Source organism: Cupriavidus basilensis OR16, assembly GCF_000243095.1.
Lineage (GTDB): Bacteria > Pseudomonadota > Gammaproteobacteria > Burkholderiales > Burkholderiaceae > Cupriavidus > Cupriavidus basilensis_D.
Genome location: NZ_AHJE01000129.1, coordinates 1 through 12,627 on the forward strand (window position 1 = coordinate 1; position 12,627 = coordinate 12,627).

A 12,627-nucleotide genomic window follows, 5' to 3' on the forward strand; every position below is an offset into this window, starting at 1 on the left:
GCACGTGCCGGCAAGTTTGACCCCTACACCGATGGCGCGCTGGTTGCCGGCCTGGATCGCTCGGGTGTCTCGGCAACGCCGGCCCGTGGCTTCGATGCCTACACCGACGGCGCACGTGCCGGCAAGTTTGACCCCTACACCGATGGCGCGCTGGTTGCCGGCCTGGATCGCTCGGGTGTCTCGGCAACGCCGGCCCGTGGCTTCGATGCCTACACCGACGGCGCTCGCAGCGGCAAGGTCGACGTCTTCACCGAGGGTGCCAACGCCTGATGCATCCGACCATCAGATATGTCACCGCGCGCGGTGCCGGCTGATAGCCGCGCCGCGCGCTTTGCATTGAAGCGAGATGGAACAGATGAGCTAACGGCTAGTGGCTAGTGGCTAGTGGCTAGTGGCTAGTGGCTAGATTGCATTTCGCCGTCCACCCGCACCGCAAGGCCCAGCGGATTGCCCGCGCGCAGCGCTTGCGGCAGCAAAGCCGCAGGCATGTCCTGGTAGCACACCGGACGCAGGAAGCGCGCGATCGCCAGCGAGCCAACGGAAGTCGAACGCCCGTCCGACGTGGACGGATATGGGCCGCCGTGCACCATGGCATGGCTGACTTCCACACCCGTGCCGAAGCCGTTCACCAGGATCCGGCCCACGCGGCGCTCCAAGGCGGGCAGCAAGCCGCGCGCGGTGTCGTAGTCGGCTTCATCGATGTGGATGGCGGCGCTCAGTTGCCCTTCGAGGCCTTCCACCACGCGCCGCATGCTGGCCAGGTCCGGGCAACGCACCACCAGCGACGCCGCGCCGAAGATCTCCGCGCGCAAAGCCTCGTGCTCGAGAAACGCTTGCGCGGTAGTGGAGAACAACGCAGCCTGCCCCTGGAATTGCGCGCCCGCCTGGCCGCGCACAACGGTGCTCACCTGAGGATGGCAGCCGATGGTTTCCACCCCCGCGCCGTAAGCGCGGTGAATGCCGGGCGTAAGCATGGTGGAAGCCGGGATCTGCGCGATCGCGGCTTCGGCCGCTGCCAGGAAGCGCTCCAGATCAGGGCCATCCACGGCAAGGATCAAGCCGGGATTGGTGCAGAACTGGCCCGCGCCCAGCGTCAGCGATACGGCGAATGCCTTGCCGATGGCATCGGCGCGGTTGCCCAGCGCGTGCGGGAACAGCAGGACCGGGTTGATGCTGCTCATTTCCGCGTAAACGGGAATCGGCTCGCTGCGGGCCGCGGCGAGCTGCATGAGCGCGGTGCCGCCGGCGCGCGAGCCGGTGAAGCCGACCGCCTTGATACGGTGATCGCTGACCAGCCCGCGCGCGATCTCCAACCCGGAATCGAACAGCAGCGAGAACGTGCCCTCGGGCAAGCCCAGTTCTTCCACCGCCTTCTGGATCGCACGGCCGACCAACTCCGAGGTGCCGGGATGCGCCGGATGCGCCTTGACGACGACCGGACAGCCGGCCGCCAGCGCCGACGCCGTATCGCCACCCGCCACCGAGAACGCCAGCGGGAAATTGCTGGCGCCGAACACAGCCACGGGGCCCAGCGCGATGTTGCGCAGGCGCAAGTCCACGCGCGGCAGCGGCTTGCGTTCCGGCTGCGCGGGATCGATGCGCAGGCCGAGGAAATCGCCCTGCCGCACCACGCCGGCAAACAGCCGCAACTGGCCCACGGTGCGCCCGCGCTCGCCTTCGATGCGGGCGCGCGGCAGGCCACTCTCGCTGACGCAGCGCGCGATCAGCGCATCGCCAAGCGCCAGGATATTGGCGGCGATCTTCTCCAGGAACGCGGCGCGCTGCGCCAGCGACGTTTCGCGATACACATCGAACGCCTGCCCGGCCAGGGCGCAGGCTTGGTCCAGTTGCGCCAGCGTGGCGCCGCCAAAAGCCGGCTCCAGGGCTTCGCCGGATGCGGGATCGACGGCCCGGATATCGCCATGGGTGCCGCGCACGGACTGGCGGCCAATCAGCAGTTCGCCTGAGAGTTTCATCTTGGGTCCTTGAAATGAAAAGGCGGCGCATCCATGGCGCCGCCAGTCGTTCGATGTTTGCTAGCGGATGACGTTGGTCGCTGCCGCGTGCCTCACTTGCCCCAGCGCAGCACCAGCGGATCCAGCCGGCGCGCAATCTGCAGCAAGCCGGCGCGCGTGGCTGGGTGCATGGGCGGCAAGGGATGGCGCAGCGCGTCGGAGGCAATCACGCCGCCTTCCTTCATCAACGCCTTGGCGGTAGCCAGCCAGCCTTGGCGGTTCTCGTAGTTGATCAGCGGCAGCCATTGCTGATAGTGCTGCGCGGCCAGATCGGTGTCGCCGGCCTGGTAGGCATCGACGATCTTGCGGATGCCATCCGGGAAGCCCGCACCGGTCATCGCGCCGGTGGCGCCGGCATCCAGGTCGGCCATCAGCGTGATGGCTTCCTCGCCATCCCACGGGCCGACGATGGCGTCCCCGCCAAGCTCGATCAGCTCACGCAGCTTGACCGCGGCTTGCGGCACCTCGATCTTGAAGTACGACACGTTGGCGAGCTCCTTGGCCATGCGGGCCAGGAACGGCGCCGACAGCGTGGTGCCGCTGACGGGCGCGTCCTGGATCATGATGGGGATATCGATCGCCGCCGACACGGTAGCGAAGAAGTCGTAGATGGCGCGCTCGGGCACGCGGATGGTGGCGCCGTGGTACGGCGGCATCACCATCACCATGGCGGCGCCGGCATCCTGCGCGGCACGGCTGCGTTCGGCGCAGACGCGCGAGCTGAAATGCGTGGTGGTGACGATCACCGGCACGCGGCCCGCCACGTGGTCCAGCACCGTGGTCATCAGCAAGCTGCGCTCATCGTCGGTGAGGACAAACTGCTCGGAGAAATTCGCCAGGATGCAGATACCGTTGGAGCCGGCCTCGATCATGAAATCGATGCAGCGGCGCTGGCCGTCGAGGTCGAGGCCACCTTGTTCGTCGAAGATGGTGGGGGCCACCGGGACTTTGTTATGGCTGGGCAACATGGCTGCGGCAGGGACTCAATATACGGCGCGGCATCCCGCGCTGTATATTGAAACCTTTCCATCTCGTGATCGCTTTTACGACTCACCTGATTTGCGACTCACCTGATACGACTCACCTGACCATCTTGCTTTCCCAATCCGAACACCCATGAAAGCCACGCTGGATGTCCTGATGTCCCGCTTGCGCATGAAGCAGCTCCAATTGCTGATAGCGCTGGACGACCACAAATCTCTCCACCAGGCCGCGTCGGCCATGGCCATGACGCAGTCGGCGGCCAGCAAGGCCCTGCAGGAACTGGAAGGCATGCTGGACGCGCCGCTGTTCGAGCGCTCCAAGAGCGGCATGCGGCCCAACCAGTTCGGCCACTGCGTGATCCGCTACGCGCGGCTGCTGGCAACCGATCTCAGCGCCTTATGCCAGGATATGGCCGAGATCCGCTCCGGCAAGGGCGGGCACCTGGCCGTCGGCGCCATCATGGGCGCGGTGCCTGACGTGCTGGTCCCGGCGCTGGAAACCATGCAGGCGGACCAGCCCAACCTGTCCGTCGAGATCGTCGAGGACACCAGCCTGCGCATGCTCACGCTGCTTGACGACGGGCGCCTGGACCTGGTCATCGGCCGCGCGCTGGTGAGCGACCAGCCCGCCAAGTACCAATACCAGGCGATCGGCGAAGAGCCGATCTCGGTCGTGGTGGGCTACGGCCATGCCGCGCCGCGCGCCAGGGCGCTCGCATTCGCCGACCTGGCCGGCTACCGCTGGATCGTCTATCCCGGCCAGATGCCGATGCACGAACTCCTGCAGCGGGAGCTGGACATGGCCGGACAGGGCATGCCGCCGAACGCCATCACGACCGCCTCCACCTTTGTCACCGTCGCCATGCTGCAGCGCAGTGCAAAGCTGGTTTCCCTGCTGCCGACCAGCGTGGCGGAACTGTTCGCCCGGCAAAAGATGCTGCGTATCCTGCCGGTGCGGATGCAGTCCAGGCAGCAGACCTTTGGCGTGGTGACCCGGCGCGGCGGCACACTTTCCGCCGCCGCCGCGCAGCTGATCAGGCTGCTCCACGCCGGGCGCGCGCAAGCCTGAATGCCGGGTCTGGGCGCAGGTGGCGCGGCACTGTCCGTTGAACGCCGGCCTGCGCACAGCACGCTACGGATTTCCACGGCCAGCTTGAACAGCGCATGAGCGGGACGATGCTGGCGCGACAGCCGTTCGGTAAGCGCATCATCCACATCGTCCTCGATGTTCGCTTGTAGTCACCGGTCACCGGCGCTTGGGCCTCGGCATCGGCGCGCTCGCTACTAGATCGGTCGGCGGCGCGCCTACTCGGATAGGTCGTCCAACTCATAGCTGGTACTGCGCCCGCCTGCATCCGATTTTCGCAACATCCCGCGTGCGAGCAGATCAGTGATGTCGCGCAGCGCGGTGTCTGGAGAGCATTTGGCGATCGCCGCCCACTTGGAGCTGGTGAGCTTGCCTTCAAAGCCATCAAGCAGTCGGTTGAGCAGTTTCATTTGCCGCTCGTTCAGAGGCGTAGTCGCCCAACGCCGCCAGAACCGCGTTTTGACCAGCACAGCATCAAGGGTGTACTGCGCCTGATCGACGGCGCGATGCAGCGTATCGAGGAACCAGGCCAGCCACTCGGTGACATCCATCGACCGCTTCTGGGTCCGCGCCAGGATATCGTAGTAGGCCTTGCGCTCCCGCTGGATCTGCGCCGACAGGCTGTAGAAACGCTGCGGGCTGCCATCGGCGCGCGCCAGCAGCAGGTCGCCGAGCGCACGGGCGATGCGGCCGTTGCCGTCGTCGAATGGATGCAAGGTGACGAGCCACAAATGGCCGAGGCCTGCCTTGAGCAGCGGTGGATCGTTCGACGCACCATTGACCCAGTCGAGAAATCGGCTTGTTTCAGCTTCCAGGCGATTGGCTGGAGGGGCTTCGAAATGCACACGTTGCCGACCGATGGGGCCGGACACCACCTGCATGGGACCGCTGGTGTCGTCGCGCCAGCCACCGACCTTGATCCGGGCAAGCCCGGAGTAGCCGGTGGGAAACAGCGCAGCATGCCAGCCGAACAATCGCTCCCGGGTGACCGGAAATTGGCAACTGGCGGTCGCATCGAGCACCATTTCGACCACGCCTTCGACGTGACGATCGACCGGGGCCAGTGCGCCAATGTCCACGCCCAGGCGGCGGGCGATGGACGAACGCACGGATGCGACGCTGAGCTGTTCGCCCTCGATCTCGCTGGTCTTGACCACGTCCTCGGTGAGCGCCGCGAGACTCGCCTGATCGCGCAGAGCCATGCCAACGTCGGCCATGCGCCCCATCAGCAGTCCCTGGGCGCGACTAACCTCGGCCATAGGCGCTGCCAGGGCCGCCAGATCGTAGTGCCAGCTTGGCCAGTCACTGGCCTGCCAGATGTATGTGTAATCTCCGCTTTCCATGCGGAGATTACACGCTACTTTCTCCGCAGACGCAAGTTATTCGCCGCACTTGGTGCGGTGATAGCCCCTGATATTCACAGCACGAAGGAAAAAAATGGCGGGTCGCCCTGCGTTCAATTCCGCTTCCCGAACACCGGGCCGAACAAGGGCAAGTTGGCTACGGTGCTGGAGGACGACAAGGAGAGCAGCAGCTTTCGGATCCTGTGGCCCTCCGGCAAGCATCTCGCTCGCGGCGCACCTGTATGGAATCGGCGGTGACTCCCATTGCTGGAAAGCCTTCGATTTTTTACCCACTTCGCGCTCCAGCACGCCTCGCAGCCACACGGCCAGCGGGTGAACCGGCACCCCTGGTCGAGGTATTCCCGCAGGTAATCACCCATTCAAAAAACATCAGTAGTCACGTATCGCTCCCATCCTTATAGTCTGCCTATCCGCGCATCAGCACATCAGCACATCAGCGCAGGCCCATAACAATGATGGAGACAACGATGAAACGATGGATGACCGGCGCCCTCGCCGGCTTGATGGGAATTGCCGCCGCCATGACCGGGGCCTACGCGCAAGACACCCGGCCGGTACGGTTGATGGTGGGTGCCGCGCCCGGCGGCGGCACCGACGTCATGGCCCGTATCGTCTCCGACAAGCTCGCCGCCATCCTCAAGCAACCCGTGGTGGTGGACAACCGGCCCGGCGCCTCCAACACCATTGCCGCCGACATCACCGCCAAGTCCGCGCCCGATGGCAATACGCTGCTGATGGGCGTGGTCACCTCGCAGGCCATCGCGCCGCACCTGCTCAAGCTGCAATTCAGCCCGCTCAAGGACCTGGCGCCGGTGGCGCTGGTGTCGTCGGTGCCCAATGTGCTGGTGGTCAACAACCAGGTGACGGCGCGCGACGTCAAATCGCTGGTGGCGCAGATCCAGGCCAATCCCGACAAATTCCGCTATAGCTCCTCCGGCGTCGGCAGCACCCAGCACCTGGCCGGCGCGGCATTTGCGCACCAGATCCATGGCAAGCTGCTGCACGTGCCCTACAAGAGCAGCAGCAGCGCGCTGGTGGACCTGATGGGCGGGCAGGTCGACATGAGCTTCGAGACCATGCCGTCCGTCATCAACCATATCAAGGCTGGCAAGCTGCGCGCGCTGGCGGTCACCGCCGACCAGCGCTCGGCGCTGTTGCCCAATGTGCCCACGCTGGCCGAAGCCGGCGTGCCGGGCATCCAGACCAATGCCTGGTACGGCGTCTACGCGCCCGCCGGCACGCCGCCCGCCACGCTGCAAAAGCTGGGCGCCGCGCTGGCTACCCTGCTCAAGGACCCCGACACCGTGCGCCGCCTGAACGACGTGGGCGCGGTGCCGGGCACGCTCAATGCCGCCCAGTTCGATGCCTTCTCACGCGCGGAGTATGCGCGCTACGGCAAGATGATCGCCGAGCTCGGCGTCAAGCTGGACTGAACCGCTTTCTCCTGATCCCCTGAGAACCTCATGACCCAACGACCCAGAATCGCCATGGTGCTCGGCGACCCCGCCGGCATCGGCCCAGAGCTGATCGCCAAGCTGCTCGCGGACCCCGGCACCACGGCGCACGCCGATATCCTGCTGATTGCCGATCGCGACGAATGGCGTCACGGCATGCAGGTGGCCGGCGTCGACATCGCGCTGCGCGAAACCGATTCGCTGGCGTTCGCCGGCGATGGGCGCGACACCGCGGCGCGCCTGTTCCACTGGCAACTCGACGGCAAGCCCGCCTACCAGCGCGGCGTGGCCAGCGCCGACGGTGGCCGCTACAGCCTCGGCACGCTGGCACTGGCGCTGGAACTGGCCGATGCCGGCAAGGCCGACGCCATCCTGTTCGGCCCGCTCAACAAAAGCTCGCTGCATGCTGCCGGCATGGGGCATAACGACGAGCTGCACTGGTTCGCCGAGAAGCTCGGCTACCACGGCGCCTTCTGCGAGTTCAATGTGCTCGACGGCCTGTGGACCTCCCGCGTGACGTCGCACGTGGCGCTCAAGGACGTGCCGGCCATGATCAACCGCGCCAGCGTGGGCGACGCCATCGACCTGATCGACCAGGCCCTGCGCGGCGCCGGCATGGCCCGCCCGCGCATTGCCGTGTGCGGCCTCAACCCGCACAACGGCGACAACGGCGCCTTCGGGCGCGAGGAGATCGACATCATCGCGCCGGCCGTGGCCGACGCACGGGCACGCGGCGTGGCGGCCGATGGCCCCTTCCCCGCCGACACCATCTTCCTCAAGGTGCAGGGCGGCCCGGCGCAGCGGCAGTTCGACGCCATCGTCACGATGTATCACGACCAGGGCCAGATCGGCATCAAGCTGATGGGGTTCTCGCGCGGGGTCACCGTGCAGGGCGGCCTGCCTGTGCCGATCACCACGCCGGCCCATGGCACCGCCTTCGATATCACGCAGCAAGGCCGCGCCGATCTCGGCGCCACGCTGCAGGCGTTCCGCATTGCCTGCCAGATGGGCAGCAGCCGCGCAGCCCGCTAAGCCCGCCGCCACCCACTCGCCACCTCGCCACCTCGCCACCTCGCCACCGGCAGCCAAACCCACGGAGACTCTCTTGAAAATCACCAGCATCCGCACCCGCGTCTTTGAATGGAAGGGCAAGACCGTGCCCCCGCAGGCCCACTTCTGCACCAACGCCACCGACATCCTGTTCGAGCGCGGCGACGCCATGGGCTCCTTCCGCTTCCACGGCTGGCTGGTGGTGGAAGTCGAGACCGACACGGGCCTCGTCGGCATCGGCAACTGCGCGCTGGCGCCGCGCGTGGCCAAGGAAATCATCGACCAGTACCTGGCCCCGATCGTGATTGGCCAGGACCCTTTCGACAATGAATACCTGTGGCAGAAGATGTATCGCCGCACCCACGCCTGGGGCCGCAAGGGCATTGGCATGGCCGCGATCTCGGCCGTGGACATCGCGCTGTGGGACCTGATGGGCAAGGCCGTGGGCAAGCCGGTGTTCAAGCTGCTGGGCGGGCGCACCAAGGACAAGATCTGGTGCTACGCCTCCAAGCTCTACAACAACGACGACCGCGACGCCTTCCTGGCCGAGGCCCAGGGCTATCTCGACCAAGGCTTCACCGCCATGAAGATGCGCTTTGGCTACGGCCCGAAGGATGGCCCCGCCGGCATGCAGAAGAACATCGAGCAGGTGCGCCTGCTGCGCGAGCTGGTGGGCGATGGCGTCGACATCATGCTGGAGTGCTACATGGGCTGGACGCTGGAGTACGCCCGCCGCATGATTCCGCGCCTGGCCGAATTCAACCCGCGCTGGCTGGAAGAACCGGTGATTGCCGACGACATCGAAGGCTACGCCGAACTCAAGAAGATGAGCCCCTTCCCCATCTCCGGCGGCGAGCACGAGTTCACCTCCTACGGCTTCAAGGACTTGCTGGAGCGCCGCGCGGTGGACGTGATCCAGTACGACACCAACCGGGTTGGCGGCATCACCGCCGCGCAGAAGATCAACGCCATGGCCGAAGCCTGGTCGGTGCCGGTGATCCCGCACGCGGGCCAGATGCACAACTACCACCTGACCATGGCTTCGACCGCGTCGCCGATGTCCGAGTTTTTCCCGGTGCACGACGTGGAGGTGGGCAATGAGCTGTTCTATTACATCTTCAAGGGGGAGCCGGCGCCGGACAGGGGGTACCTGCAGCTCGACGACAACTTGCCGGGCCTTGGGCTGACAATCAATGAGGAGTATCTGGGGGACTTCAATATTGTTGAGTGAGGCTTGGCAGGTTCAGGATGGCGCCGGATGCCGGAGATTTCATGCGCGACTATGTCAAGCGCAGCCAGGACGAGGCGGCAGACCATGACGCTTGGTTCCGCAAGCAAGTGCAAGCCAGTCTTGAAGATGCACGTCCAAGCATCGAAGACAACGAGGCTCGCCGGATTTTCGCGAAGCGTCGTGACGCGCTGCTTCGCAAGACCAAGGCTACCGGGTGATGCAGCTACGCTGGCTGCCAGCGGCGCTTGAAGATCGAGCGGCAATCATGGACTACATCGCCGAAGACAATGCTGTTGCCGCGGTGGCGTTGGATGAAGCTTTTGAAGCCCTGGCGGATCAGGTCCGGCAGCGGCCCGAGTTGTACAAAGCTGGCCAGCCGTCTCCCCTTCAGCCCTCTCTCTTCACCGCCACCGCCTCCAGCAACGCCAGCACCAGCGCCTGCAGCGGCTCGCTATGTTCGGTGCGCCGCAACCACATCGCGCCCACGGCAGGCAGGTCCCACGTCAGCGTATGCGGCAGCACGGCCGCGCTGCCGGTGGCCGCAAGCTCGGCCGCCACCGCGCGCGGGACGATGGTGATGGCCCGCGGCTGGTTGCGCATCAGCGTGGCGATGGTCTTGATCGAATAGGTTTCCACCATTGGCGTGGGCGGCACCGCGCCGGCGGTGGCGAACAGCGTGTTGATGGTGCGCCGGATCGGCGTGTGCGCGGGCGGCAGGATCCAGTCCAGGGCAGCCAGGCGCGGCCAGTCCAGCTTGCCGCGCCCCAGTCGCGCCGCGGCGTCTACCGGCACCACCAGCGCCGGTTCCTCGCGGTAGAGCGGCGTCTGCGCGATATCGTCGCCCGGCGCGTAGAAGGACCGCGCGATCACGCAATCGAGCTCGTGCGCGCGCAGCGCGGCCACCAGTTCGTCCGTGGTGCCTTCGCGCACCAGCACCGCCACGCGCGGCTGCTGGCGCAGGCCGTGCGAGCAGGCCGCGTCCAGCACCACCGGCGCCACATAGGGAATCACGCCGATGCGCAGCCGCCCATGCAGGCCGGCGCCGATCACCGCCAGCTCCCGCCCCAGCGCCTCCGTGTCCGCCATCGCCAGCCGCGCATGCGCCAGCACCGCCGCACCCGTGCCGGTGGGCTCCAGCCCCCGGCGCGAGCGCACGAACAGCGGCACCATGAAGATCTCCTCGATCTCGCGCAGCGCCTTGGTCACGGCGGGCTGGGTCAGGTTCATCTCGGCCGCCACGCGTGAGACGGAGCGCTGGCGGTCCAGCGCCAGCAACAGCGCCAGGTGCTTCAGGCGCAGGCGCGAGATGAGGTTGTGCTGAAGCGGGTCGGCTGGGGACGGCACCTGGGGCTTTCCTTTATGGCGGAAGATTGAACGCAGCGGCGGCTCCGGCTGCCTTACGTGGCCGCCGCCAGGAAATCGTCTGGTATGCCGCTGACGAACTCCGCGAAATCCCGGCCGCCAATCGCGATATGCGAAATCATGGCGGCCTGCGCGCCTTCGGCGTCTTCGCCGATCACGCACAGGGCGATGGCCTTATGCTCCTCGACCGATTTCTTCATGCGCCTGGGCTGCTCGAACCGGTTGGGCACGTAAGCGCGGCTGCGCATGCGGATCATGCGGATCTGCTCCACCGCATAGGGATTGCGGCTGCCGACATAGATCACGTCGTGAAAGCGGTCGTTGGCCAGCTCGTAATGCTGCCAATCCTGTGCCTGCGCGGCCTGCTCGCAGGCCGTCACCGCGTCCGCCAGCGCCAGGCGCTCGCTCTCGGCCATGCGCCTGGCGGCGAACTTGGCGCAAGCGCCTTCCAGCTCGGCCAGCAGTTCCAGCAGCGACAGCAACTCCTTGACCGAGAGCCGCGGCACCACGGCGCCGACGCGCGCCACCAGCCGTACCAGCCCCTGTGCGGCCAGTTGCTGGAGGGCCTCCCGCACCGGCGTGCGTGAGGCCGAAAAGCGCTCGATCAGCACTTTTTCTTCGATGGGCTGGCCGGGCAGGATCTGGCCCTGGCGAATCTCGCTCTCGAGCGTCAGCCGAATCGTGTCTGTCAGGTTCAGGGTCATTCGTATAAAAATATATGGTTATTCGTATACAAAAAAATAAGCCATGTATATTATCCAGCAAAACGACAACGTACGGAGACAAGATGCCTATCAGCCGCCGCAGCCTCGCTGCGTTCCTGTTCACGCCCATCGTATTCTGCGCGGCGCCGGCCCTGGCCCTGGATACGGATTGGCCGACCCGGCCAATCCGCCTGGTGCTGGGCTACCCGCCCGGCGGGGCGGCGGATAGCTCGGCGCGCGATCTTGCGCCCTTGCTGGAAAAGACATTGGGCCAGCCCGTGGTGGTCGACTACAAGCCAGGCGCCGGTGGCGCGATCGGCGCGGATGCGGTGGCCAAGGCGCCGGCCGACGGCTACACCATCGGACTGGTCGACGGGGGACCGCTGACCATCTCCCCGCATCTGCGCCATGTGCCTTATGACCCGCTGAAAAGCTTTACACCCATCGGCGGCGTCTCGCGCGCGCCACTGGTATTGCTGGTGCATCCCTCCGTTCAGGCCAACAACGTTGCCGAGCTGATCAACCTTGCCAAGCGTAACCCTCAAGGCCTGAGCTATTCCTCGTCCGGCCCCGGCACCATCCACCATCTCGCCGGCGAGCTGTTCCGCAGCACCACGCAGGCGCCAATGGTCCACGTGCCCTACAAAGGCGCCGGCCCGGCGCTGAACGACCTGATGGCGGGGCAAATCCCGGTGTCGTTTGCCACGCTTGCCCCGGCCATCCCACTGGTCGCCAGCGGCAAGGTGCGCGCGATCGCGGTGACGTCCATCGCACGCTCGTCCGCGTTTCCGGACGTTCCTTCCCTGGCCGAGCAAGGCGTAAAGGGCTATGACGCCATCGGCTGGTTTGGCCTGCTCGGCCCCGCGGGCCTGCCCCCCACCATTGTCGCCAAGCTCAATGCAGCGCTGGGCAAGGCGCTGGCCGACGCACGCGTGCGCGAGCGGCTGCGGTCGCTCGGCTCGGACCCGATGCCCGGGTCACCGGCGGACTTGTCGGCGCTGATCTCGGCTGACTATGCCAAGTGGGGGAAGGTGATCCGCGACGGGCATATCCGTGTCGAATGAAGACGCGCCCCCTGCGCCGCACACAAACCCGCGATGACACCCGATCTGATCGAAGGAGACGCCATGACCCAAGCCACAACCCCGGAAGCCATTGCCGCAACCGGCCCTATCGTCACCGTAGTGAACGGCTGCGCCACGCTACGGCTTAACCGGCCTGCAGTGCACAACCGCATCGAGCCCGGCGACCTGCTCTTCATCCGCGAAACCATCCGGCGCCTGAACGCGGACCCGTCGGCGCGGGTGCTCGTGCTCACCGGCACCGGCAAGACCTTCAGTTCCGGTTTCCATCTGGCGAGCTCGGCGGCGCCGCGGC

At 66.2% G+C, this 12,627-nt stretch carries 12 protein-coding genes and 2 pseudogenes; 9 read left to right on the top strand and 5 right to left on the bottom strand.

Annotation, left to right across the window (positions count from 1 at the left end; translation table 11 throughout):
• Positions 1-270: pseudogene (locus OR16_RS34470) on the top strand (copper resistance protein CopQ); the annotation flags it as partial.
• A 125-nt stretch (positions 271-395) separates the two neighbouring features.
• On the opposite strand, the gene OR16_RS34475 reads toward OR16_RS34470, so the two are convergent.
• A complete protein-coding gene (locus OR16_RS34475; RefSeq protein ID WP_006163494.1) occupies positions 396-1,976 on the bottom strand; it encodes an aldehyde dehydrogenase (NADP(+)) in 1,581 nt (526 codons plus the stop codon).
• A gap of 92 nt (positions 1,977-2,068) precedes the next feature.
• Positions 2,069-2,983: a dihydrodipicolinate synthase family protein gene (locus OR16_RS34480; protein WP_006163495.1), complete on the bottom strand. Its 915-nt coding sequence runs from the start codon at positions 2,981-2,983 to the stop codon at positions 2,069-2,071.
• Positions 2,984-3,131: 148 nt separating this feature from the next.
• On the opposite strand from OR16_RS34480, the gene OR16_RS34485 reads away from it, so the two are divergent.
• Positions 3,132-4,067, top strand: coding sequence for a LysR family transcriptional regulator (locus OR16_RS34485; RefSeq protein WP_006163496.1), 936 nt, complete (start codon positions 3,132-3,134; stop codon positions 4,065-4,067).
• Positions 4,068-4,303: 236 nt separating this feature from the next.
• Here the strand turns inward: OR16_RS34485 and OR16_RS34490 are convergent, their stop codons facing one another.
• Positions 4,304-5,428 (bottom strand): Fic family protein, encoded by a 1,125-nt coding sequence (locus OR16_RS34490; protein WP_006163497.1) that lies wholly within the window; start codon positions 5,426-5,428, stop codon positions 4,304-4,306.
• 488 nt (positions 5,429-5,916) lie between these two features.
• On the opposite strand from OR16_RS34490, the gene OR16_RS34495 reads away from it, so the two are divergent.
• From OR16_RS34495 to OR16_RS47535, 5 genes and pseudogenes are all read left to right on the top strand, one after another.
• Positions 5,917-6,882 carry a Bug family tripartite tricarboxylate transporter substrate binding protein gene (locus OR16_RS34495; protein ID WP_043422243.1) on the top strand — a complete coding sequence of 322 codons (966 nt, stop codon included), beginning with the start codon at positions 5,917-5,919 and terminating at the stop codon, positions 6,880-6,882.
• Between the two features lie 30 nt (positions 6,883-6,912).
• Positions 6,913-7,935 (top strand): 4-hydroxythreonine-4-phosphate dehydrogenase PdxA, encoded by a 1,023-nt coding sequence (locus OR16_RS34500; protein WP_043422245.1) that lies wholly within the window; start codon positions 6,913-6,915, stop codon positions 7,933-7,935.
• A gap of 73 nt (positions 7,936-8,008) precedes the next feature.
• On the top strand, positions 8,009-9,184 hold the full coding sequence (locus OR16_RS34505) for an L-rhamnonate dehydratase (RefSeq protein ID WP_006163500.1): 1,176 nt from the start codon (positions 8,009-8,011) through the stop codon (positions 9,182-9,184).
• 41 nt (positions 9,185-9,225) lie between these two features.
• Positions 9,226-9,402 (top strand): hypothetical protein, encoded by a 177-nt coding sequence (locus tag OR16_RS44710; RefSeq protein WP_192816479.1) that lies wholly within the window; start codon positions 9,226-9,228, stop codon positions 9,400-9,402.
• A pseudogene (locus OR16_RS47535) lies at positions 9,402-9,545 on the top strand (type II toxin-antitoxin system RelE/ParE family toxin); the annotation flags it as partial. The gene OR16_RS44710 and the pseudogene OR16_RS47535, both read left to right, overlap by 1 nt.
• Before the next feature lie 26 nt (positions 9,546-9,571).
• Here the strand turns inward: OR16_RS47535 and OR16_RS34515 are convergent.
• Positions 9,572-10,528 carry a LysR family transcriptional regulator gene (locus OR16_RS34515; RefSeq protein ID WP_006163502.1) on the bottom strand — a complete coding sequence of 319 codons (957 nt, stop codon included), beginning with the start codon at positions 10,526-10,528 and terminating at the stop codon, positions 9,572-9,574.
• 53 nt (positions 10,529-10,581) lie between these two features.
• Positions 10,582-11,250, bottom strand: a complete 669-nt coding sequence (locus OR16_RS34520; protein ID WP_006163503.1) for a GntR family transcriptional regulator — start codon at positions 11,248-11,250, stop codon at positions 10,582-10,584.
• 83 nt (positions 11,251-11,333) lie between these two features.
• Here OR16_RS34520 and OR16_RS34525 point away from each other — a divergent pair, with 83 nt between their 5' ends.
• On the top strand, positions 11,334-12,314 hold the full coding sequence (locus tag OR16_RS34525; protein ID WP_006163504.1) for a Bug family tripartite tricarboxylate transporter substrate binding protein: 981 nt from the start codon (positions 11,334-11,336) through the stop codon (positions 12,312-12,314).
• Between the two features lie 63 nt (positions 12,315-12,377).
• On the top strand, positions 12,378-12,627 hold a 250-nt coding region (locus OR16_RS34530), incomplete at its 3' end, for an enoyl-CoA hydratase-related protein (RefSeq protein ID WP_043422246.1).

Coding starts and splice junctions, on each gene's coding strand:
- OR16_RS34475 (WP_006163494.1), bottom strand. CDS start 1,976: ATGAAACTCTCAGGCGAACTGCTGATTGGCCGCCAGTCCGTGCGCGGC.
- OR16_RS34480 (WP_006163495.1), bottom strand. CDS start 2,983: ATGTTGCCCAGCCATAACAAAGTCCCGGTGGCCCCCACCATCTTCGAC.
- OR16_RS34485 (WP_006163496.1), top strand. CDS start 3,132: ATGAAAGCCACGCTGGATGTCCTGATGTCCCGCTTGCGCATGAAGCAG.
- OR16_RS34490 (WP_006163497.1), bottom strand. CDS start 5,428: ATGGAAAGCGGAGATTACACATACATCTGGCAGGCCAGTGACTGGCCA.
- OR16_RS34495 (WP_043422243.1), top strand. CDS start 5,917: ATGAAACGATGGATGACCGGCGCCCTCGCCGGCTTGATGGGAATTGCC.
- OR16_RS34500 (WP_043422245.1), top strand. CDS start 6,913: ATGACCCAACGACCCAGAATCGCCATGGTGCTCGGCGACCCCGCCGGC.
- OR16_RS44710 (WP_192816479.1), top strand. CDS start 9,226: ATGCGCGACTATGTCAAGCGCAGCCAGGACGAGGCGGCAGACCATGAC.
- OR16_RS34520 (WP_006163503.1), bottom strand. CDS start 11,250: ATGACCCTGAACCTGACAGACACGATTCGGCTGACGCTCGAGAGCGAG.
- OR16_RS34525 (WP_006163504.1), top strand. CDS start 11,334: ATGCCTATCAGCCGCCGCAGCCTCGCTGCGTTCCTGTTCACGCCCATC.